Origin of the sequence: Vibrio sp. 1-1(7) (genome assembly GCF_013048485.1) — a bacterium.
In the GTDB taxonomy this organism is placed as follows: Bacteria; Pseudomonadota; Gammaproteobacteria; order Enterobacterales; family Vibrionaceae; genus Vibrio; species Vibrio fujianensis.
This window is the reverse complement of sequence record NZ_VHSP01000005.1, coordinates 26,534-50,149: the sequence shown is the minus strand read 5'-3', so window position 1 is coordinate 50,149 and position 23,616 is coordinate 26,534. Positions and strand designations below refer to the sequence as shown.

At 44.5% G+C, this 23,616-nt stretch carries 20 protein-coding genes; 5 read left to right on the top strand and 15 right to left on the bottom strand.

All coding sequences use genetic code 11. The annotated features are described in order from the left end of the window. Positions 1 to 97 precede the first annotated feature (97 nt). From FKN05_RS14225 to FKN05_RS14210, 4 genes are all read left to right on the top strand, one after another. Entirely contained in the window at positions 98 to 778 is a 681-nt protein-coding gene (locus FKN05_RS14225; protein ID WP_161428504.1) for a TIGR00153 family protein, read from the top strand. A 143-nt stretch (positions 779 to 921) separates the two neighbouring features. Then, on the top strand, positions 922 to 2,181 hold the full coding sequence (locus FKN05_RS14220; RefSeq protein ID WP_161428503.1) for an inorganic phosphate transporter: 1,260 nt from the start codon (positions 922 to 924) through the stop codon (positions 2,179 to 2,181). A gap of 226 nt (positions 2,182 to 2,407) precedes the next feature. Beyond that, positions 2,408 to 3,016, top strand: coding sequence for a TIGR04211 family SH3 domain-containing protein (locus tag FKN05_RS14215; RefSeq protein ID WP_099610564.1), 609 nt, complete (start codon positions 2,408 to 2,410; stop codon positions 3,014 to 3,016). Between the two features lie 67 nt (positions 3,017 to 3,083). Then, on the top strand, positions 3,084 to 4,304 hold the full coding sequence (locus FKN05_RS14210) for a multifunctional CCA addition/repair protein (protein WP_170887796.1): 1,221 nt from the start codon (positions 3,084 to 3,086) through the stop codon (positions 4,302 to 4,304). A 113-nt stretch (positions 4,305 to 4,417) separates the two neighbouring features. Here FKN05_RS14210 and eno read toward each other — a convergent pair whose 3' ends face one another. The 5 genes from eno to rlmD form a co-directional block, all read right to left on the bottom strand. Beyond that, complete coding sequence (gene eno / locus FKN05_RS14205) at positions 4,418 to 5,719, bottom strand: phosphopyruvate hydratase (RefSeq protein ID WP_099610563.1); 1,302 nt, start codon at positions 5,717 to 5,719, stop codon at positions 4,418 to 4,420. A 77-nt stretch (positions 5,720 to 5,796) separates the two neighbouring features. Further along, positions 5,797 to 7,434, bottom strand: coding sequence for a CTP synthase (pyrG, locus tag FKN05_RS14200; protein WP_161428063.1), 1,638 nt, complete (start codon positions 7,432 to 7,434; stop codon positions 5,797 to 5,799). A gap of 159 nt (positions 7,435 to 7,593) precedes the next feature. Beyond that, positions 7,594 to 8,436: a nucleoside triphosphate pyrophosphohydrolase gene (gene mazG, locus FKN05_RS14195; RefSeq protein ID WP_099610562.1), complete on the bottom strand. Its 843-nt coding sequence runs from the start codon at positions 8,434 to 8,436 to the stop codon at positions 7,594 to 7,596. A gap of 64 nt (positions 8,437 to 8,500) precedes the next feature. Then, positions 8,501 to 10,720, bottom strand: a complete 2,220-nt coding sequence (gene relA / locus FKN05_RS14190; protein ID WP_099610561.1) for a GTP diphosphokinase — start codon at positions 10,718 to 10,720, stop codon at positions 8,501 to 8,503. Between the two features lie 64 nt (positions 10,721 to 10,784). Beyond that, positions 10,785 to 12,107: a 23S rRNA (uracil(1939)-C(5))-methyltransferase RlmD gene (gene rlmD / locus FKN05_RS14185; RefSeq protein WP_099610560.1), complete on the bottom strand. Its 1,323-nt coding sequence runs from the start codon at positions 12,105 to 12,107 to the stop codon at positions 10,785 to 10,787. Positions 12,108 to 12,278: 171 nt separating this feature from the next. On the opposite strand from rlmD, the gene barA reads away from it, so the two are divergent. Next, complete coding sequence (barA, locus tag FKN05_RS14180; RefSeq protein WP_170887795.1) at positions 12,279 to 15,062, top strand: two-component sensor histidine kinase BarA; 2,784 nt, start codon at positions 12,279 to 12,281, stop codon at positions 15,060 to 15,062. 2 nt (positions 15,063 to 15,064) lie between these two features. Here barA and acpS read toward each other — a convergent pair whose 3' ends face one another. The 10 genes from acpS to FKN05_RS14130 all read right to left on the bottom strand — a co-directional run bounded on the left by acpS (position 15,065) and on the right by FKN05_RS14130 (position 23,588). Then, positions 15,065 to 15,451 carry a holo-ACP synthase gene (acpS, locus tag FKN05_RS14175; RefSeq protein ID WP_099610558.1) on the bottom strand — a complete coding sequence of 129 codons (387 nt, stop codon included), beginning with the start codon at positions 15,449 to 15,451 and terminating at the stop codon, positions 15,065 to 15,067. Positions 15,452 to 15,464: 13 nt separating this feature from the next. After that, positions 15,465 to 16,196, bottom strand: a complete 732-nt coding sequence (gene pdxJ, locus FKN05_RS14170; protein WP_099610557.1) for a pyridoxine 5'-phosphate synthase — start codon at positions 16,194 to 16,196, stop codon at positions 15,465 to 15,467. Continuing rightward, positions 16,193 to 16,918, bottom strand: coding sequence for a DNA repair protein RecO (recO, locus tag FKN05_RS14165; RefSeq protein WP_161428069.1), 726 nt, complete (start codon positions 16,916 to 16,918; stop codon positions 16,193 to 16,195). The genes pdxJ and recO overlap by 4 nt, the downstream gene beginning before the upstream one ends. 52 nt (positions 16,919 to 16,970) lie before the next feature. Further along, a complete protein-coding gene (era, locus tag FKN05_RS14160) occupies positions 16,971 to 17,945 on the bottom strand; it encodes a GTPase Era (protein ID WP_099610556.1) in 975 nt (324 codons plus the stop codon). Then, on the bottom strand, positions 17,938 to 18,615 hold the full coding sequence (gene rnc, locus FKN05_RS14155; protein WP_099610555.1) for a ribonuclease III: 678 nt from the start codon (positions 18,613 to 18,615) through the stop codon (positions 17,938 to 17,940). The genes era and rnc overlap by 8 nt, the downstream gene beginning before the upstream one ends. Positions 18,616 to 18,649: 34 nt before the next feature. Then, on the bottom strand, positions 18,650 to 19,534 hold the full coding sequence (lepB, locus tag FKN05_RS14150; RefSeq protein ID WP_099610554.1) for a signal peptidase I: 885 nt from the start codon (positions 19,532 to 19,534) through the stop codon (positions 18,650 to 18,652). Positions 19,535 to 19,625: 91 nt separating this feature from the next. Continuing rightward, positions 19,626 to 21,419: a translation elongation factor 4 gene (gene lepA, locus FKN05_RS14145; protein ID WP_161428070.1), complete on the bottom strand. Its 1,794-nt coding sequence runs from the start codon at positions 21,417 to 21,419 to the stop codon at positions 19,626 to 19,628. A 113-nt stretch (positions 21,420 to 21,532) separates the two neighbouring features. Continuing rightward, complete coding sequence (locus FKN05_RS14140) at positions 21,533 to 22,003, bottom strand: SoxR reducing system RseC family protein (protein ID WP_099610552.1); 471 nt, start codon at positions 22,001 to 22,003, stop codon at positions 21,533 to 21,535. Continuing rightward, positions 22,000 to 22,965, bottom strand: coding sequence for a sigma-E factor regulatory protein RseB (gene rseB / locus FKN05_RS14135; RefSeq protein WP_170887794.1), 966 nt, complete (start codon positions 22,963 to 22,965; stop codon positions 22,000 to 22,002). Before rseB ends, FKN05_RS14140 begins: the two co-directional genes overlap by 4 nt. Beyond that, positions 22,962 to 23,588 carry a sigma-E factor negative regulatory protein gene (locus FKN05_RS14130; protein WP_099610550.1) on the bottom strand — a complete coding sequence of 209 codons (627 nt, stop codon included), beginning with the start codon at positions 23,586 to 23,588 and terminating at the stop codon, positions 22,962 to 22,964. Before FKN05_RS14130 ends, rseB begins: the two co-directional genes overlap by 4 nt. Between the last annotated feature and the right edge of the window lie 28 nt (positions 23,589 to 23,616).

Below are 23,616 nucleotides of genomic sequence, written 5' to 3'. Positions count from 1 at the left end.
AATGGGTTAACATGCGCGCCTTTATAGCCAACGCTCAACATTTCGCCATAATATGGCATCTGTTCTTTTTAGGTTATAGCTATTAGGTTGAATGACCATGCCAGTAAATACCATTATGGGGTTATTTGCAAAGTCCCCAATTAAACCTTTGCAACGACACGTTGTGTGTGTCAATGAATGCTGCTCTCACTTGATCAACTTCTTTGAAGTTTGTGCTCAAGGTGATTGGGAAAAAGCAGAAGAGATACGCGCACAAATTTCTCATCTAGAGAAAGAAGCTGACGTGTTGAAACGTGAAATCCGTCTCAAACTCCCTCGAGGGCTGTTTATGCCGGTTGATCGTACTGACATGCTTGAGCTTCTCACTCAACAAGATAAACTGGCCAATCTTGCCAAAGATATTGCGGGTCGTGTTTATGGTCGTCAGCTTATTATCCCTGAACCTCTCCAAGAAAACTTCATCGCTTACGTTAGCCGCTGTCTTGACGCAGCCAAGCAAGCGCAGAAAGTGATCAATGAACTCGATGAGTTATTAGAAACTGGATTTAAAGGTCGTGAAGTCACGCTGGTGGCTGAAATGATCAATCAACTGGATGTGATCGAGGATGACACCGATACGATGCAAATTCGACTCCGCCAACAATTAATGGCGATAGAGTCGAAAATGAATCCGATTGATGTCGTATTCTTATACAAAATTTTTGAATGGGTAGGCGGTATTGCCGATCAAGCTCAGCGCGTTGGTGCTCGGCTTGAAGTCATGCTGTCGCGCTCTTAAATCATAAAGTTAACCAAATAACTAAGAGTATTAATCGTACCATCACAGTTTAGGCGTTGATTATTGTTCTCGCTGATGGGATTTTTCGTGCCGAAAAAGTACTACGATTTTACTCCGCTTGTTATCAACAACTAGGTATTACGATGGATATCCTTGCGAACTACGGCACAGTCCTGATTCTTGTTGCAGCGATCTTCGGTTTATTGATGGCCATTGGTATTGGGGCAAATGATGTTGCCAATGCAATGGGCACATCTGTGGGCTCAAAAGCCCTGACTGTAAAACAAGCCATCATCATTGCGATGATTTTCGAATTTGCTGGTGCTTACCTGGCGGGAGGTGAAGTTACCGACACTATTCGTAAAGGTGTCATTGAACCGGCACTCTTTGCTGACCAACCCGAACTGCTTGTCTATGGCATGATGTCTTCTTTACTGGCTGCGGGAACATGGTTATTGCTGGCCTCTTACATGGGGTGGCCGGTTTCCACAACGCACTCAATCATCGGTGCTATCATCGGTTTTGCCTCTGTCTCTGTCGGCACTGATGCGGTCGATTGGAGCTCAGTACAAGGCATCGTCGGAAGTTGGATCATTACTCCGTTTATCTCTGGATTGCTAGCCTACGCCATTTTTGTCAGTGCCCAGCGGCTTATTTTTGATACAGAAACGCCGCTGCTCAATGCCAAACGATTTGTGCCAATCTATATGTTTATTACCACCATGGTGATCGCTTTGGTAACCATCAAAAAAGGGTTAAAGCATATTGGATTGCACCTAACCAGCACTGAAGCTTGGCTCTGCTCGATCGCTTTTTCTGCCTTCATTATGTTGTTAGGTTATATATATATCTACAAACGCTTTTCAAATACCGAAGAGAATCCTGGTTTTTCCAGCGTAGAACGTATTTTCTCTGTATTAATGGTAATTACCGCCTGTGCCATGGCCTTTGCTCATGGCTCCAATGATGTGGCTAATGCCATCGGTCCTTTGGCCGCTGTCGTCTCAACCGTTGAACATCTTGGCCAAGTAACTGGGCAAAGTGCCATTGCTTGGTGGATTTTACCCCTAGGGGGCATCGGGATTGTCGTTGGCCTTGCGACATTAGGGCATAAGGTCATGGCGACGGTAGGGACAGGAATTACCGAACTGACGCCTAGCCGCGGCTTCGCCGCTCAGCTAGCAACCGCCTCAACCGTGGTGCTCGCATCCGGAACCGGCTTGCCTATTTCAACCACCCAAACCTTAGTCGGCGCGGTGTTAGGCGTTGGATTTGCTCGCGGTATTGCGGCACTAAATTTAGGTGTCGTTCGCAATATTGTCGCCTCATGGATAGTAACGTTACCCGCTGGCGCACTACTTGCGGTGATCTTCTTCTATACTATCCGAGCTGTTTTTGGCTAATCAGTCATATCAAGAATCTGTCAATGGTTTGTCATTATTGACTCAAACGCACAGAAAGGGAGGCTTGGCCTCCCTTCTTTGTTGCACCAAGTCCATAAAGTTTTTACTATCAGCCAAACAACCTTAAAAGCGCGACCAAATTCTCATAAAACACTCAATTGCGTGTTTACTCTCTAGGTGAGAAAATTTGTCCATCGCAACATTGACCATAACTAAGGGATAAACCGTGAAAAAACTCGTCTGCATGGTGCTATTTTCTCTCTTGACCGCACCAACGCTTGCACAAGACCGCTATATCGCAGATAAATTGTTTACTTATATGCATTCAGGTCCAAGTAATCAATATCGAATTATTGGTTCGATTGATGCGGGAGAAAAAATAAAACTGCTCAATACCAATAAAGAAACCGGCTATAGCCAAGTGGTCGATAGTCGAGGCCGTGATGGCTGGGTGGAAAGCCGCTTTGTCACGCGAGATATCAGCATGGCAGTACGTCTTCCTCTGCTGGAAAAGGAGTTGAAAGAAGTAAAAAGCCAATTGGCCAACGCTCGGCAGAATGCTGATAGTGAAAAAGCCGGCTTAATCGATTCATTAGACGCTCGCAATAAACAAATTGCCGATTTAGAAAAAAGCTACGGCGAGATTAGCCAACAGCTCACTGCATCACAAGCAGAAGTTCGTGAACTTCGTGCAAAACTAGATACCCAGAAAGAAGATTTACTGCTGAAATACTTTATGTATGGCGGCGGCGTCGCAGGTGGAGGCTTACTGTTTGGCTTACTCTTGCCGCACATTATTCCAAGACGTAAGCGTAACCCAGCAGGATGGGCATAGCGACGATTGTTCTTTATCACGGCCACCTTAGGTGGCCGTTTTTATCTAACGACTACAAGGAATGCAAGTGCAAATTTACCTAGTTGGCGGAGCCGTCCGCGATCAATTACTTAACCTTCCTGTTTATGATAAAGATTGGGTGGTCGTCGGCAGTAGCCCAGAGCAGATGCTGCGAGAAGGTTATCAAGCGGTTGGAAAAGATTTTCCCGTCTTCTTGCACCCCAAAACAAAGCAAGAATATGCCTTAGCGCGCACCGAACGTAAAACCGGTGCAGGTTATACAGGCTTTGCCTGTTATTACGCTCAAGATGTGACACTTGAGGAAGATTTGGCTCGACGTGATTTAACCATTAATGCCATAGCTCAAAACAGCCAAGGTGAATTGATTGATCCCTATGGTGGAAAAAAAGATATTGAGCAGCGTATCTTACGCCATGTATCAAAAGCGTTTGTTGAAGATCCACTGCGAGTTTTACGTGTCGCACGCTTTGCTGCCAAGCTGGCCCATCTTGGTTTTACGATTGCTAAAGAGACCCAGCAATTGATGCAGCAAATCAGTCAATCTGGTGAACTCAGCCACTTAACGCCCGAACGGATTTGGCAAGAGTGGCATAAATCACTGGCAACACCAAGCCCCGAGGTTTTCCTTGCGGTACTGCATGAATGTGGTGCACTCGCGGTGGTACTTCCTGAACTGGAGCGTCTTTTTGGTGTGCCACAGCCTGAACAATGGCATCCAGAAATCGACACCGGTATTCATACATTATTGGTTGCCAAACAAGCCGCTCAACTGTCATCTTCTTTAACCGTACGCTTTGCGGCCCAAGTTCATGACCTTGGCAAAGGGGTAACCCCCAAAGCACAATGGCCGAGCCATAAAATGCACTGCCAGACTGGCATCGGCATTATCAAGCGGTTATGTGAGCGTGTGCGGATTCCTAATGAGTTTAAAGAATTAGCCTTATTAGTCTGCGAGCAGCACTCAAACATTCATAGAGCAGCGGAATTAAAAGCCAGCACCAAACTCAAAATACTCGACAAATTAGACGTATGGCGTAAACCAGCGCGTTTAAATGAGGTATTACTTTGCTGCCAAGCCGATCATGCAGGCCGCTTAGGATGTGAAGAGACACCTTACCCACAGAGTGTACTCTTTAACCAAGCTTATCAGGCAGCATTAACTGTTGATGTTCAGCAGATTATTACAGAGGGTTTTCAAGGGAAGGCCATTAGAGAGCAATTAACTCAACGCCGAATTCAAGCGATTGCCGCTTTAGATCGGCACTAATAACGCTCAATCCAATCAACCAAGATAAATAGCTAGATGGCTTGTGCTACAAAAACGCCCTACATTTCAGTAGGGCGTTTTACTATAACAAAGCTAAGCGATTTCGCGAGAAATTATGCTTGGCCTTTAACTTCTTTAAGACCGTTGAAAGGAGCACGAGCACCTAGCGCTTCTTCGATACGGATCAATTGGTTGTACTTAGCAACACGGTCAGAACGGCTCATAGAACCTGTTTTGATTTGACCTGCAGCAGTACCTACCGCTAGATCAGCGATAGTTGCGTCTTCAGTTTCGCCACTGCGGTGAGAGATAACAGCAGTGTAACCTGCATCTTTAGCCATCTTAATTGCAGCAAGAGTTTCGGTTAGAGAACCGATTTGGTTGAACTTGATCAAGATAGAGTTAGCAACGCCTTTCTCAATACCTTCAGCAAGGATCTTAGTATTTGTAACAAATAGATCGTCACCAACCAATTGGATCTTATTGCCTAGCAGTTGAGTTTGGTGTGCAAAACCAGTCCAGTCAGACTCATCTAGACCATCTTCGATAGATACGATTGGGAACTTCTCAACCAACTCAGCTAGGTAATGGTTGAACTCTTCAGAAGTGAAGGTTTTACCTTCGCCTTTCATGTTGTAGATGCCAGCGTCTTTGTCAAAGAACTCAGAGGCTGCACAGTCCATCGCTAGAGTAACGTCTTTGCCTAGCTCATAGCCAGCAGCAGCAACTGCTTCTGCAATAACTTCTAGCGCTTCAGCGTTAGATTTAAGGTTAGGAGCGAAACCACCTTCGTCACCAACCGCTGTATTATAACCTTTAGACTTAAGCACTTTAGCTAGGTTATGGAATACTTCAGAACCGATACGTACAGCTTCTTTTAGCGTTTTTGCGCCAACTGGTTGGATCATGAACTCTTGGATGTCAACGTTGTTATCGGCGTGCTCACCACCGTTGATGATATTCATCATTGGTAATGGCATAGAGAACTGACCTGCAGTGCCATTTAGCTCAGCAATGTGCTCATAAAGAGGCATGCCTTTCGCTGCTGCTGCTGCTTTAGCGTTTGCTAAAGAAACAGCTAGGATAGCGTTGGCACCAAATTTAGATTTGTTTTCCGTACCATCTAAGTCAATCATGATTTGGTCGATTGCAGCTTGATCTTTGGCATCTTTACCGATTAATGCTTCCGCGATCGGACCATTAACAGCCGCCACAGCTTTAAGAACACCTTTACCTAGGAAACGAGCTTTGTCGCCATCGCGCAACTCAAGTGCTTCACGAGAACCAGTTGATGCACCAGATGGAGCAGCCGCCATACCAACGAAACCGCCTTCTAGGTGAACTTCCGCTTCAACAGTTGGGTTACCACGTGAGTCGATAATTTCACGACCTAGAACTTTAACGATCTTAGACATTAATGTTTCCTCTCATTGAATTTAAATGTCAAAACTAAAAGGATAGCGGCACAACTTAAGCCGCTACCCATATCCTTTTACTTTAATTCACCGCGTTGGAACTGACCCGCTGCTTTGACGAAACCAGCAAATAGTGGATGCCCATCACGCGGAGTCGATGTAAATTCTGGGTGGAATTGAGCCGCAATAAACCATGGATGCGCTGGATTTTCAATCACCTCAACCAGTTTTTTATCTGCGGATAACCCAGAAACCTTCAAGCCGGCTTTTTCAATTTGTGGACGAAGGTTGTTGTTTACTTCATAACGATGACGATGACGTTCATGAATTGTGGCACTTCCGTACAATTCATACGCTTTTGTCCCTTTCGTTAGGTGGCAAAGTTGAGAACCTAAACGCATCGTACCGCCTAAATCTGAACTTTCGGTACGTTCTTCAACCTTACCTTCACTGTCAACCCATTCTGTGATTAAGCCTACCACAGGATACGGGCTTTCTTTGTTAAATTCTGTTGAATGTGCACCAGTCATACCCGCGACATTTCTTGCATACTCAATCAGTGCAACCTGCATACCTAAGCAGATACCAAGATAAGGGACACCGTTTTCACGAGCATATTGGGCGGCAAGAATCTTACCTTCAATGCCTCGGTCACCAAAACCACCCGGAACCAAAATAGCATCCACACCTTGTAAGATATCAACCCCTTTGGTTTCAACATCTTGTGAATCGATATACTTAATGGTCACGCTAAGGCGATTCTTCAGCCCTGCATGTTTTAGGGCTTCATTGACCGATTTATACGCATCTGGCAATTCAATATATTTGCCTACCATACCAATGGTGACTTCACCCGTTGGGTTGGCTTCTTCATAAATAACTCGTTCCCACTCAGAAAGATCCGCCTCTGGTGCGGTAATACCAAAACGCGCACAGACTAAATCATCTAAACCTTGAGATTTAATTAATTGTGGGATTTTATAAATAGAATCAACATCTTTCATCGAAATAACGGCTTTTTCTGGCACGTTACAGAATAAAGCGATTTTTTTACGCTCGTTAGCAGGGATCACACGATCACTACGACAAACCAAAATATCTGGTTGAATTCCGATAGAAAGCAACTCTTTAACTGAGTGTTGGGTCGGTTTGGTTTTCACTTCACCGGCTGCCGCGAGATATGGCACCAAGGTTAAATGCATAAACATCGCATTCTCGCGACCAACTTCAATGGCAAGCTGACGAATGGCTTCCATAAATGGCAGTGATTCAATATCACCGACGGTACCACCGACTTCAACGATAGCAACATCATGGCCTTCAGAGCCAGCAAGCACGCGATCTTTTATCGCATTAGTAATATGAGGAATGACCTGAATTGTAGCTCCAAGGTAGTCACCACGGCGCTCTTTACGCAAGACATCGGCATAAACACGACCAGCAGTAAAGTTATTGCGCTTGGTCATTTTAGTACGAATGAAACGTTCGTAATGGCCAAGGTCAAGGTCAGTTTCAGCGCCATCTTCCGTGACAAACACTTCACCATGTTGAGTTGGGCTCATTGTGCCGGGATCAACGTTGATGTAAGGGTCAAGCTTCATCATGGTCACTTTTAAACCACGAGCTTCTAAAATCGCCGCAAGCGATGCTGCTGCAATACCTTTACCTAGAGAGGATACGACCCCGCCAGTAACAAAAATATAATTTGTCGTCATGTTTAACCTGAAATTGGTTGAATGAGGGAAATGGATTTCTTCTGGACGGGATGAAACTATACCAGAACCCATTTATCGCCACAACGTGAAATCTATCACACTCAGTTTTTTATTTTTTGCTTCAAATCAAACAGATTGAACTCGGTTTATTTTCTCTGCTCAATCGTGCTTTTTATTGCTATTTTTACTTAAAAAAGGCTCAACTTTCTCTTTTTCTCTCTGTTTAACTTGTTCCCACATCGCATCAAGTTCAGCTAACGAAAAATGGGTTAAGGGCTGATGATGCGCCTGCGCCAATTGCTCCACCCCTTGGAAACGACGCACAAATTTTTGATTGGCTTTCATTAACGCTATTTCTGGATCTTTACCTAAATGGCGAACCAAATTGACCGTGGCAAACAGCAGATCGCCAAGTTCTTCTTCTACTTTTTGCTCATCAACCTCGACTTGAAGTGCTTCTTCCATCACTTCAGCCAATTCTTCCTGTACTTTCTCGGCCACCGGGCCAAGGGTGTCCCAGTCAAAGCCATATTTCGCGCATTTTTGTTGAATTTTATTGGCGCGCATTAAGGCTGGTAACGCTTGTGGTATTGAGTCTAGAATACTTTGTTCTGTTTTGCCTGCTTGGTGTTTTTCTTTGGCTTTTTCAGCCTCCCAGTTAGCGGCCAACTGAGCTGAATCGGTAAACTGAAGATTAGAAAAAACATGAGGATGGCGGCGAATTAATTTTTCATTCACCGTTTCAACGACCGCTGAAAAATCGAATAAACCCTGTTCTTTTGCCAATTGGCTATAAAAGATCACCTGAAAAAGGAGATCCCCAAGCTCTTCTCGTAGGTTTGGCCAATCTTGTTTGTCGATTGCCTCCACCACTTCATAAGTTTCTTCAATGGTATGAGGCACAATGCTGGCAAAACTTTGCTTGCGATCCCATGGACAACCATGCTCAGGATCTCGTAACTGATTCATAATTTGTTCAAGCTGTAAAATAGGATGGGCCATGTTACCTCTCAATAAAAAAACGAGGCAGAACTGGCGCGCTAACCTCGTTATAAATGCTGCTCAATTAACCTAATCGCTTAACCAACATCACATCTTTAATATGCTCAATGCGTTTCGAGATACGTTGTAGAACCTCGATATTATTGAGTTCAAGTTCAAAATCCATAATGGAGAGCTGACGCTTATAGTCACTACGACTTTTCATGCTGATCACTTTGATTTTCTCATTGGCCAGCAAGGTCGTGATGTCTTTCAGTAGCCCTCCTCGCTCCATGGCTTCAACTCGTAATGTTAAACGATAACTCCCGACAAAACCTCTCCCCCAAACGGTATTAATAATTCGCTCAGGCGCATGGTGGCTCAGCTCTTCTAATTGTTCGCAATCACTTCGATGCACTGAAATACCACGTCCTTGGGTAATATAACCACGAATATCATCACCAGGGATCGGTTGGCAACAACGCGCCAAATGCGTCATCAAATTATCGACCCCCTCCACCACAACCGCATCTTTATGCGTTTGGCTACCGACGATCGGCTTGGTTTCTCCAACCAGTTTTTCAAGAGCCAGTTTATCTTCTTCTTCAGCCGTTGGTTTATTGACCAATGCATTGATATGATTGACAATTTGGTTAATCCGTAAATCACCACTACCAACGCCAACATACATTTCATCTGCACTGTTTACGTTAAAACGTTTCAGCGCATAGAGTTCTGCATCTTTTAAGGTCGCACCGATTTTGGCTAATTCGTTTTCAAGGATCTCTCGTCCTGCTTCTAAGTTTTTCTCTCGGCTTTGTTTACGGAACCAAGCATTGATTTTTGCTCGTGCCCGCCCTGAATGAACAAAACCGAGTGACGGATTTAACCAGTCACGAGAAGGGTTGGGTTCTTTAGCGGTGATGATTTCTACTTGATCGCCCATGTGCAGTTTATGGGTAAACGGCACAATGCGCCCCCCGACTTTGGCACCGATACAGCGATGTCCAACCTCTGAGTGGATATGATAGGCGAAATCAAGCGGGGTCGCTCCCATGGGTAAATCGACCACATCGCCACGCGGGGTAAAGGCGTAGACGCGATCATCAAACACTTGACTACGCAGTTCATCCAACATTTCGCCAGAATCAGACATTTCTTCTTGCCAATCCAACAACTTACGTAGCCAAGTGATTTTTTCATCGTACCCGCTGCGTCCAGCACTACTGCCTTCTTTATATTTCCAGTGCGCCGCAACGCCTAATTCTGAGTCCTCATGCATCTGTTTGGTACGAATCTGAATTTCTATCGTTTTTCCTTCTGGGCCAAGAATCACCGTATGGATGGATTGATAACCATTCGGCTTCGGATTAGCCACATAATCATCAAATTCATTAGGCAAATGCTTATATTTGGTATGCACAATCCCCAATGCGGCGTAGCAATCTTGTAGTTTATCGGCGATGATTCGAACCGCGCGCACGTCGAATAGCTCGTCAAATGCCAGATTTTTCTTCTGCATTTTTCGCCAGATGCTGTAAATGTGTTTGGGGCGGCCACTTACCTCCGCATTAATGCTAGACGCTTGCATCTCTTGGCGAAGATCATCGACAAAATCTCGAATGTACTGCTCGCGCACGATTCGGCGTTCAGAAAGTTGTTTGGCGATCTGCTTATATGTGTCGGGTTGTTGGTAACGAAATGCGTAATCTTCAATTTCCCATTTGAGTTGACCAATACCAAGCCGGTTGGCTAATGGCGCATAAATATTGGCACACTCTTTTGCGGCAGCGCGACGCACCTCGTCTGGTTGATCTTTAACTTCACGTAGATTGCAAATTCGTTCAGCCAGCTTGATCACCACACAGCGAAAATCATCGACCATAGCCAATAACATTCGCCGCACATTGTCTACTTGGGCTGAAGCTTCACTGCCTCGCAGTGTGACATTGAGTTGACCAATCGCAGCCATCTCTTCCACACCGTGAATCAGTTTGACGGTCTCCTTACCATAGCCAGCTTCCAGTTCTTCAGCATCCAATGCTCCGCTGATTGCAATAGGGAACAGCAGAGCGGCCACGAGTGTCGCTCTATCCATCGATAAGGTGATCAATATTTCGATCATCTCCCGCCCTCGCCACAGTAATAATGAGCTTTGAGGGTGTCCTTCAAGTAACTGCTCGCATTGACGATAGACTTCGCTCAGCTTCGCCGCCGTTTTTGCTTCTTGCCCTAAACCAGCAATCCATTTTTCTAGCTCAAACTGTTCATCTGGGTTTAAGTGTGCGCTACGTACCGCAACCATAGAGGTGTCCTAATTATTATAATTCATGCTTTCGACCTACTTTCACGCTTGAAAGTTCGGTCATTTACCGAGTTTTTACAAACAGAGCCATCGATTCCAAGTGGCTGGTATGGGGAAACATATCAAGCATAGTCAATTTAGCCAACTGATATCCCTGATTCAATAAACTGTGACTATCACGCGCCAGCGTGGCTGGGTTACACGATACGTACACCACGCGTTCAGCACCAAGCCGTGCAAGGTGTTCGATAACGCCCGCTGCACCAGCTCGAGCTGGATCAAGTAAGATTTTATCAAACTTATCTGCCGCCCATGCTTGTCGGGTCATCTCTTGTTCCAAATTTGCTTGGTAAAAGGTGGCCGTCTTGATCTGGTTTAACTCAGCATTGTGTTGTGCCCATTTAACCATCGCATCCACGCCTTCAACACCGACAACCGACTGAGCTAATTTGGCGATAGGTAAGCTAAAATTGCCCAAGCCACAGAATAAATCTAGCACTCGATCATCGCTTTGAACATCCAACCAGGTGATAGCTTGCTCAACCATCTGATGATTGACCGATTGATTGACCTGAATAAAATGGTTCGGAAGAAAAGAAATAGATGCCTCCACCTCTCGGTAGTAAGGCACCTCACCACACTGATGTTCAATCTGCTCGGGCGTTGGCTGTAAATATAATGCCAGTTGATGTTCTGAGGCGAAAGAGAGTAATCGCTCTTGATCCACTTGACTGAGCGGAGCAAGATGACGAAGCATCAGTGCGATGGTGTTGTCACCTTTGACCAATTCCACATGCCCGAGTTGATGAGGTTGGCTCAGCGTGCTTAGCCGTGCTTGAAGGGCGGGTAATAACTGGTTGAGACTTGGTTCAAGTACTGGGCAATGGGTGATCGTGACAATCTGTTTACTTTGCTTACGACGAAAACCAAATTGAAGTTGCTGAGTTTTTTTATCCCATAATAGGCTCAGACGAGTTCGGCGACGGTAGCCTTTTTCCTTCCCACAAATCGGCTCTGACAAGTCTAGCTGCTGGTTAGCAAACTTACTCATTAACTGAGAAAGCGTCTGTTGTTTATGGGCTATTTGCGCTGCATGCTCAAGATGTTGTAAATCACAGCCACCGCACTGCTGATAATAAGCACAAAACGGTGTAACCCGTTCAGGGCTGGTCTGTAAAACTTTAATCAGTTTCGCTCTGGCAAATTTACTCTTACTTTCTGTTAATTGAATAACGACCTCTTCACCAGGCAAAGCCCCATCAATAAAAATCGCTTTACCTTTCTGATACGCAATACCAGCTCCGAGATGATCGAGTTTACTGACACTCACCGACTGATGTTTCGATGAGGGGGAAGGGTTCTTCTTCGGTTGAAAAAAACGTGCCATGCTCTGCCTAACTGTGATTGATAAAAGGTTTTTGGCCCGAGCATCACTATTCTGCACGGGGAAGATTGTCGAAAGCTGGGTGATTGCATTAAGCTATTGTCTCCTTGAATAGCTTGGCAACACTCAATGCGGGTTATTTTCCCATATCCACACCACGATGTTTAGACAATAATGACCAAATATGGCTTACGTGCGCGCGTTATTACTCTTACTTTAGCTCCAACCTTAATCATTGGGTTATTGCTTAGCGCCTTATTTTCCTTTAATCGCTATCACGATTTAGAAGTTCAAGTCATCAACTCTGGGGCAAGTATTATCGAACCGCTGGCCATTGCCAGTGAAGAAGGCTTAAAAAATCAAAGTCGCGAATCGGTTCGCCGCATTATTAGTTATGCCCACCGTAAACATTCAAAGTTTGTACGCAGTATCGCTGTTTTCGATTCACAGCACGAGTTATTCGTCACCTCAAACTTTCACCCTAATTTTGAAGCATTAATGTATCCGAAAGATCAAGCAATTCCAGTCTTAGGTAGCTCACAACTTTATAATAATACGTTAATTTTACGTACGCCTATTTTATCTGAAACACGCTTGATAGAAGAGAATATCAGTGCTACCTCAAGTCCGGCATTAGGGTATATCGCGATAGAGTTAGATCTCTCTTCTTTACGTTTACAGCAATACCAAGAAATTTTTTCAGCTTGTCTGGTGTTAATCATGGGCTTGACCCTTTCCGGCGTTTTTGCTTTCCGATTGATGCACGACGTGACTCGCCCCATCACACATATGAAAAATATGGTCGATCGTATTCGTCGTGGGCATTTAGATGTGCGAATTGAAGAGAAAATGCACGGTGAATTAGATGATCTCAAAAATGGCATTAATGCGATGGCGGTTTCACTCTCTGAATACCATGTCGAAATGCAACATAGTATTGATCAAGCGACTTCGGATCTACGTGAAACACTTGAGCAATTGGAAATCCAAAACATTGAGTTAGATATTGCTAAAAAACGCGCTCAAGAAGCCGCTAGAGTGAAATCTGAGTTTTTAGCTAATATGTCACATGAGCTACGCACACCACTCAATGGGGTGATCGGATTTACCCGCCAAATGCTCAAAACCCAGTTAACTAACAGCCAAGCTGACTACCTTCAAACCATTGAGAAATCAGCAAATAACTTATTAACCATCATCAATGATATCCTTGATTTCTCTAAACTAGAAGCGGGGAAACTGGCCCTAGAAAACATTCCATTTGAATTTCAAGAAACCCTTGAAGAAGTGGTCAATCTGCAAGCGACCAGTGCCCATGAAAAAGGTCTAGAAATCACCCTCAAAATTGACTCAAAAATCCCGGTAGGTCTAGTAGGCGATCCGCTACGTATTCAGCAGGTATTAACCAACTTAGTCGGTAATTCCATCAAATTTACCGAACGAGGCAATATTGATGTGAGTGTGGAAATGAGAGCGCAAAGGGATGACACCGTAGAACTGCAATTTATGGTCCGAGACACCGGGATAGGCATTTCTGAGCGTCAACAAGCTCAGCTATTCCAAGCCTTTAGTCAAGCTGATGCCAGTATTTCGCGCCGTTATGGAGGAACAGGATTAGGGTTAGTCATTACCCAAAAACTGGTCAGTCAAATGGGCGGAGAAATCAGTTTAACCAGTCGTCTTCATCAAGGTTCCACCTTTTGGTTTACCCTACGCTTACATGCGACCGATCTGCCGATTAGTGATAGTGTTGATCCCCAAGTCCTGAATCAAAAACATTTATTATTGATCGAACCGAATATCCAAGCGGCTTCGATTGTTCAACAACAATTGATTCAAGCAGGCCTAGTCGTCACCTATCATTCAACAATACCAGAAGAATCAGGCCATTATGATTATATCTTACTGAATTTATCTCCCAATAAAGAAACGAATACCGCTCACGTTAAACAGTGGGTAGAGCAAGCCATCACACTAGCTCCACATATCATTGTTGGCATCCCCAGCACCGAACTCGCACTGGCGGATCAGCTCATGAAAACTTATCCAATTCAGTGCCTGACCAAGCCTCTCTCTCGTAAAAAATTACTGCAAATTTTAATTGATCATCAGCCTCAAGCCGTAGAAATGCCTGAACCTGTCACTCATCAAGACAAGTTGCCGTTGACGGTTATGGCGGTGGATGATAACCCAGCCAACCTGAAGTTAATCACGGCATTATTACAGGAACGTGTCGATCAAGTGATCGCTTGTACTGATGGCGTTTCGGCAGTAGAGCAAGCAAAACAACAGTCATTTGATATTATTCTGATGGATATTCAGATGCCCCATATGGATGGAGTGGCTGCTTGTAAGGCGATCAAACAATTACCGCTCAATGCCCAAACCCCAATTATCGCGGTAACAGCTCATGCTATGCTTGGCGAGCGAGATAGATTACTAAAGGCAGGAATGGATGATTATCTCACCAAGCCAATTGAAGAACAGGTTTTACAACAAGTTCTCTTACACTGGAGTCCGAGAAGAACGGTCGATACATTCGTCCCCCTCCCCTTGTCGGGAACAGCGCTAGCACCAGCAACAACCGCACCATCAATGGCGATCAAACCCGTTATCGACTGGGATCTCGCTTTAAAGCAAGCGGCAGGGAAAAGTGCACTCGCACAAGAAATGCTCTCTCTTTTGCTTGATTATATTCCAGAAGTTGCCCAAGTCATCGAGCAAGCATTAGCAGAAGCCTCATACCCAATTGACGACTTACTACACCACATTCATAAACTGCATGGTAGCTGTTCATACAGTGGTGTACCATCACTTAAAACCGTGTGTGCATCACTAGAACAAATGCTACGTTCAGGCAGTATTATTAGCGATATAGAGCCAGAACTATTTGAGTTACAAGATGAGATGGAGAAGGTATTAGCCCAAGCCAAAAACTACATTCCATCACCAACATAACCTTAAGCATTGGACTCAAAAATAACCGTCGCCAAAGCGTAGTGGCGCTCATCAGACAGAGAAAGGTGGATTGAAGTAACCTGAGCGGCCGAGGCAAATTCAGCCGCTTTACCGCTCAGAATCAACAAAGGTTTTCCATTCACATCATTATTGATGTGGAAATCTTGAAAACTAACGCCATGAGCGATACCCGTTCCTAAAGCTTTAGAGGCAGCTTCTTTGGCGGCAAAACGTTTGGCTAAGTAACGGGCTTTTTGTTTTAACGCATCAAATACCATCAATTCATCTGGCGTTAAAATACGCGCAGCAAAGGCATCACCACTACGTGATAATGCCTTTTCGATACGAACGATCTCCGTTATATCTGTTCCAAGTCCGACGATCGCCATAATGTCATTTAACCTATTTACGGGCAGATTGCATTATGCATCTCATCTCGGCGACCGCTTTGTCTAAGCCATCAAAGAGTGCGCGACCAATAATGGAATGGCCAATATTCAATTCGTAGATTTCGGGAATAGCGGCTATCGCAGAAACATTATGATAAGTCAGCCCATGCCCCGCATTGACGGTAATGCCTTGATCATCAGCATAGGCCGCAGCGGCGGCGATTTTTTTCAGTTCACTTTGCTGTTCATCATCACAAATGGCATCCGCATAATGCCCGGTATGTAGCTCAATAAAAGGTGCGCCGCACGCTTTAGCTGCATCGATCTGCTCTTTATCTGCATCAATAAAGAGGGAAACTTTAATTCCCGCTGCGGTCAATTTTTCGGTCGCTGCTTTGATCTTAGCCAGTTGGCCGACAACGTCTAACCCGCCTTCGGTTGTCAATTCCTCACGCTTTTCTGGAACTAAACAAACAAATTCAGGTTTGGTTTGCAAGGCGATTTCAACCATCTCATCCGTGACCGCCATTTCTAAATTCATACGCGTTTGGATCGTTTCACGTAAAATACGCACATCTCGATCTTGAATATGGCGACGATCTTCTCGCAGGTGAACCGTGATGCCATCAGCACCCGCTCGTTCTGCTATTTCAGCCGCATGAACGGGATCGGGATAACGAGTGCCACGCGCATTGCGTAGTGTGGCAACATGGTCGATATTAACACCTAAAAGAATTGAGCTCATGTTCCTATACTCCGTGCTCTAGATAGCGTTGTTTGCCGGAATAACTCCCGACTTTTTAACGGTTTCCCGCCAAGGTATGGCTTTAACGCTATGCGTGTAAAGCGCTTGGCAGCTTGTAATTGTGCTTTCGTGGTAAAACGGCGTTCGCTAATGGCGATCAATTCATCGCCATAAAAAGTTAAATGATCGCGCCGAACCGATGCAATGAATCCCTTTTGTTCTCGATATCGATAAGTCATGTTGGGATCAACAGGTTCTCCCGTTCCCGCACAATGAAGAAAATCAATCCCATAACCCATTGATGATAATAAGGCTAATTCAAAACGGCGTAATGCCGGTTCTGGATTGTTATTTTGCGCCAGTTCTGTCAGAGCAAAAAGATAATCATGGAATAACCCAGGGCTTGGCACTTCAGGCACAAGAATGCGCCCAATTAACTCATTAACATACATTGCAGAATAGAGATGAATGCCATTGAGGGGAAGCCCTAAACTGATCGGCTCAGCTTGGCGCAGGGTTTTCATTGCACTTTTACCTGACCATTTCAAAAGCAGTGGCGTGAAAGGTTGTAGTGCACCTTTCAAGTTTGATCGTTTCCCTCTCGCGCCTTTTGCCATTACGGATAAACGACCAAACTCTTCACTAAAGATGTCTAAAATCAAGCTCGATTCACTATAGGGGCGACGATGTAAAACAAAGCAACGCTGAAAACCATCAAGCATAGCGCCCCCAACCATCGTGACTCACCTATGAGTGAATAATCAAATATTATCGTTAAAGATCATCAATATAACCAAGTGAACGCAAAGCACGCTCATCATCAGCCCAACCAGATTTAACTTTAACCCAGGTTTCTAAATAAACCTTACGGCCAAATAATTCTTCCATATCTAACCGAGCTTCACGACCGATGGTTTTAATTTTCTCACCCTTTTTACCGATCACCATTTTCTTTTGCCCAATACGTTCAACTAAGATCAGTGCATTGATATGAAAACCATCCGTTTCAGGGTTGTAATCAAACCGTTCAATTTCTACCGTCACAGAATAAGGCAGTTCTTCACCGGTAAAACGCATCAGTTTTTCACGAATAATTTCTGATGCCATAAAACGTTGAGAACGATCCGTGACATACTCTTCAGGAAAGTGATGAACGGCTTTAGGAAGATGGCTACGCACGTGCTTATGTAGCACATCGATATTTTTGCCATGCTTTGCTGAAATCGGCACCACATCAACGAAGTCCATTAATTTAGACAGCGATTGCATGTGCAGCATCACTTCATTACGATCTTTTACGTTATCGACTTTATTAACGCAAAGCACGACAGGGAAATTGGCTTGTTGTAATTTATGCAAAACCATTTCATCGTCAGCCGTCCAATGCGTTCCATCCACGACAAATAACACCAAGTTAACATCACTTAACGAGCTACTTGCCGCGCGGTTCATCAAGCGGTTGATCGCTCGTTTTTCCTCAATGTGCAGTCCAGGAGTATCAACATAAATCGCTTGGTAGTCACCACGCGTATCGACCCCCATAATTCGATGGCGTGTTGTTTGAGGTTTGCGCGATGTAATCGAGATCTTCTGCCCTAAAATATTATTCAGTAATGTCGACTTACCTACATTAGGGCGGCCCACAATCGCGATAAATCCGCAGTGTTGATTGTCCGGCAAAGAAGAAGATGAGGCATCTTCACCGTGAGACGCAAAATACGCGTCGAGATCGAATTCTTTATCAGCCATGAGTTAATTGCTCCAAAGCGATTTCTGCGGCGGCTTGCTCCGCTTTACGACGGCTAGTTCCTTTCCCGATCACCGGCTTAGCAATACCGGCCACTGTACACGATACCGTAAACTGTTGATTATGTGCTTCACCTTTAATATGAGTCACATTATACAGCGGTAGTGGGCTTCTTCTTCCTTGCAAGAATTCTTGCAAGCGTGTTTTTGGATCTTTTTGTGATACACCGGGTTCAATTGCCTCTAATCGGCTTTGATACCAACCCAAGATAATGGTGCGAACCATCTCGATATCACTATCTAAATATATTGCGCCTATAATAGCTTCTACTGCGTCAGCCAAAATCGAATCACGACGGAAACCACCGCTCTTCAACTCACCTGGACCTAATTTTAAGTAATCTCCTAAGCCAAACTCTCGGCCTAATTCCGCTAATGTATTACCACGTACTAGCGTTGCACGCATACGGCTCATATCGCCTTCATTAATCTTAGGAAAACGATGATATAGCTCATCAGCAATGACAAAACTTAAAATTGAATCGCCCAGAAACTCAAGACGTTCATTATGTTTTCCGTTGGCACTGCGATGGGTCAGTGCCAACTCAATCAGCGTCGCATCATTAAATTGATAACAAAGCTTTGTTTCTAATCTATTAATTGGAGAATTCATGCTCTCTCGATGTGTTACGGGCCAGTATAACTGCCTAATTAATGCCACCGATGCGGCTAAAGCGCACGCCGGTTGGAATCCAAGTTGGTAACAAACTGTCTGGACTGCGATCAAACTCAAAGCTGATCCAAATCGCAACGGCTTTACCGACTAAGTTTTCTTCTGGAACAAAGCCCCAAAAACGGCTATCAGCACTGTTGTCACGGTTATCACCCATGACAAAATAGTGTCCTTGTGGAACCACCCACTCATTCACTCCCGCACGAGGGTGGTAATCTTGTACATTATCAATCCGCAACGGATTAATTAAGATATTATGAGCTTTTTCACCCAATTGTTCATCCATTTGAATCAGTGGAATGCGGCTTTGCATAAACTCACTTTCCACCACATTAGATAATTTAACTGGCTGGCAATCAGTTGTATTCGGTGATTGGATACAAATTTCTTTTTCTGTACTGTAGCGCACGATATCACCCGGCATGCCGACCACTCGTTTTATATAGTCAACACTAGGATTGGGTGGGTATTTAAAGACCACAACATCACCACGTTCTGGCTTGCCCGTTTCCACAAGTTGCGTACGCCAAACCGGATCTTTTAATCCATAAGCATACTTTTCAACTAGAATAAAATCGCCTACTAATAAGGTTGGCATCATCGATCCCGAAGGGATCTGGAAAGGTTCAAAAATAAATGAACGGAGAATCAGTACAAAGGCGATAACAGGGAAGATAGAGACTGAATTTTCAACCCACCAAGGTTGCGTAGCTTGTTTTAGCTCACTGGCTTGAGCATCAACTTTAAGCTCAGCAAAGCGCTGCTGGCGCTTTTTCTTCCACAGCCATTTCTCAAGTGCCCAGATAATCCCAGTGACAAGAGTCACGATCACCAGCATGAGTGAAAATGTATTCGCCATTACCTTCCCTTATCTAAAAATACGAAAGTGAAAGAGCCAAGACCCTTTCACTTGAGAGTTGCTACTGGATCGCTCTATCGCATCAAAATAGCTAGTCTTTACCAACATGTAAAATGGCTAAAAACGCTTCTTGTGGTAATTCAACATTACCAATTTGCTTCATGCGTTTTTTACCTTCTTTTTGTTTTTTCAATAATTTTTTCTTACGGCTCACATCACCGCCATAACATTTGGCCAAGACGTTTTTACGCAACTGCTTAACGGTTGAACGAGCAATAATATGATTACCAATAGCCGCTTGGATCGCAATATCAAACATTTGGCGAGGAATGAATTCTTTCATTTTCTCCACCAACTGACGGCCACGTGTTTGTGCCTGGTCTTTATGAGTAATAATAGCTAGTGCATCGACTTTATCACCATTAAGCAATACATCGACTCTAACCATATCGGACGCTTGGAAACGTTGGAAGCCATAATCTAATGACGCATAACCGCGCGAGGTTGACTTCAAACGATCAAAGAAATCAAGCACAACTTCGGCCATTGGAATATCATAAGTCAACGCCACTTGGTTGCCATGGTAGACCATATCGACTTGTGTGCCACGTTTTTCGACACATAAGGTAATCACACTGCCAAGATAGTCGGAAGGCACAAGAATATTACAACGAGCAATCGGCTCACGAATTTCTTCGATATCATTGATAGCAGGTAACTTAGCCGGACTATCCACATAAAGCATTTCGTGATCGGTTTTGAGAACTTCATACACCACCGTTGGTGCCGTGGTGATCAAATCAAGATCATATTCTCGTTCTAAACGCTCTTGAATGATCTCCATATGTAGCATACCTAAGAAGCCACAGCGGAAACCAAAACCTAGTGCTGCCGATGTCTCTGGTTCATAGAACAACGAGGCATCATTGAGGCTGAGTTTTCCTAATGCATCACGGAAGTTTTCATAATCGTCTGAAGAGACGGGGAACAACCCAGCATAGACTTGGGGTTTAACCTTTTTAAACCCAGGTAGTGGTTTTTCACAACCATTTTTAGCCAGCGTTAAGGTATCCCCCACGGGTGCGCCAAGGATGTCTTTAATACCACAAACGACCCAACCAACTTCTCCAGTATTCAGCCCAGAAGTATCAACCTGTTTTGGCGTGAAAATACCAATACGATCAACCCCCCAGATTTGCCCAGTACTCATCACTTTGATTTTATCGTTTTTCTTCAGGCTACCGTTTTTAATCCGCACTAAAGAAACAACCCCTAAATAATTATCAAACCAGGAGTCAATAATAAGCGCTTGTAACGGAGCATCAGGATCGCCTTCGGGTGCGGGAATGGCGGAAACAATTTTCTCTAGCACTTCGTCAACACCGAGCCCAGTTTTAGCTGAACAACGAACAGCATCAACAGCGTCGATACCAACAATATCTTCGATTTCCTCTGCCACTCGTTCAGGCTCTGCTGCCGGTAAATCAATTTTATTGAGGATAGGCACCACCTCAAGATCCATTTCGATCGCGGTATAGCAATTAGCCAGTGTCTGAGCTTCCACTCCCTGACCGGCATCAACCACCAAAAGCGCGCCTTCACAAGCAGCTAGAGAACGAGAGACCTCATAAGAGAAATCCACATGCCCTGGCGTATCGATAAAGTTTAGTTGATAAGTTTCGCCGTCGTTAGCTTGGTAGTCGAGAGTCACACTCTGCGCTTTAATGGTGATACCACGCTCACGTTCAAGATCCATTGAATCAAGAACTTGTTCTGCCATTTCACGATCGCTCAACCCACCACATACTTGGATTAAACGGTCGGATAAGGTCGATTTACCATGATCAATGTGGGCGATAATCGAAAAATTACGAATGTGCTTCATAGGTTTGGGATGACTAAACTCTTTGCTGATTAGGGAATAAAAAACACCACCGAGGTGGTATTTCAATTAAGTTGGCCGATTCTACCGAATTTCGCTAGGCTTCGCACCATAATTTAAAGAATAGGCTGTCCTAGTACTCGCAATAGTATCACTTGTTGAACGGAATTTTTTGATAAACGGGTTGAATAATATCTCGCCAGCATCACGCCAAATATCATAGCAAGCAAAGCACAGCCGATCACGACACCTTCCCCCATACTTAGCCAAGGAGCAAGCCAAATTTCAGCGATCAGTGCACCGACGATCATCATAAATAGCGGCACAAGGTAAACCAAAGCCGCCGATTGCAATAAGCTTTTTTCTGGAAAGCCAATTTCTACCACTTGCCCTGTTGACACTGGCTTTTCACTGTCTAAGCGCCAAGCTAATGCTTTATTGCCTAGCGCTTTAGAAACCATCCCCGTACCACAACTCTTAGACGACTGACAATGGCTACAACTCGTTTGTTGCTCACAACTCAGATCGACCCAATAACCTAGTGCATGACGCTCCACCGCTGTCACGGTTGCCAGTGCAGTCATCATTGATTTTTTACTCCGGCATGTTCAAAAATCACCGATTGGGCAATACGCTGTGCGGTTGCGGGAGGAATATCACCCACCACCGACACTTCGTTCTCTCCACTGACAAAACTATGCACCGTGCGACGCCCTTGACGGACTAACTGCCCTTTTAGTGAATGATTATCACGACTCGATACATAGACAGAAAAATTAAACAGCCCATCGGAAAACATCTGGCTTTCCACCAAACGCTCGGTCATTGCCATACGATAACGATTCAGCTCAAGTGGTTGAAAACCTTCTGGCTTCCACCCGACAGTCCAGAATGTTTCTTGGATATTACCTTTAGGTAAAGATAATACCTCTGGCAGTTGAACATTATTTAATCCGGCCATCAAAGAGGCCAATTTATCGTTAATCGAATACGAAATAGTACGGTACTGCTCTAATACTTCACCATCACGATCGACTAAGTCGGCACGCAGAGGTAGTGCACTGTGTTCATCGATCCACAAAACATAAGAGTAACGGAGGCCATCTTTGGGCACAATACGTAGAACCTGACAAGCTGTTCCAGCTTCACGCGCGCGGCCCATTTTTACAAAATCATAATATTGGCTAAGTTGTGCGACATCACTATTGAGCATAGGAATCGTCGGAGCCACCATGTTACCGGATTCAATCGTAAAAGGCTCAACACCCGGTTCAACATAACTGACTTCATTACCGCGACGAATCACTTCGCGTACTGGGCCACTCAAATAAATAAGATGAGCGAACTGTTGGCTCTCTTGATGAGCATGGCGGTAAAGCAAAGGTTCTATGCTATTTTTCTTAATCAGAATATAAGACAACTCATAATTAAGCTGTTGACTGGCTTCGTTCATCTGATGCAACAAAGCCTCTGCAGAAGGCGTTTCTGCAAAGGCCGGCGTTACATTCAGACTGAACAGTGTCAACGCACTGATCAGAAATTTTTTCATTCAATTACCGTTTCAACTGGGTCAGGGTGAGAGGTCAAATTCTCACTATTGAGTCTCAACTGTAGTTCATAGTCTTGCAATAATGCATTGATACGACGACGTTGTTCTTGCATATTCGCTTCGCTGCTACCATGCCTTGCGACTGAATCTCGGGTCAAACTGACCGGTTCGGCACTACCCGCAAATGGCACCGTCTGTAGCACAGGTAGCTGCGCTTCTTGTGCGCTGGTAGCTTCATTGCCACCATATTGTTGCACACCAATGATGACAGCAAGTGACACACTCGCAGCAATCGCCACTTGCCCGAGTTGGCTAAACCAAGTAGGCAACTGGCGACGAGCTTGACTAACCTTAGGCTGAGCCTCTAGTTTCGCCAAGTGCAGATCAGTGATACGCTCAGAGCTGGTGAACGAGCGATGTACTGGTTCATGTTCTAATGCCAGAGCGACACTTTCAGCGATATTCCATTCAGATTGAGGTGTATCCCCACGCATAACATCACCAATAAGATGGTAATTTTTCCACGTGCCGAGGCTCTCTGAGTCGTGCTCTAATTCTTGTATCAGCACATTATCAACCAATTCGCCATCCATGAATGCTGAAAGTTTTTCTTTGTCAGCCATTATTTTCACCATTTTTGTTGCTCACTAT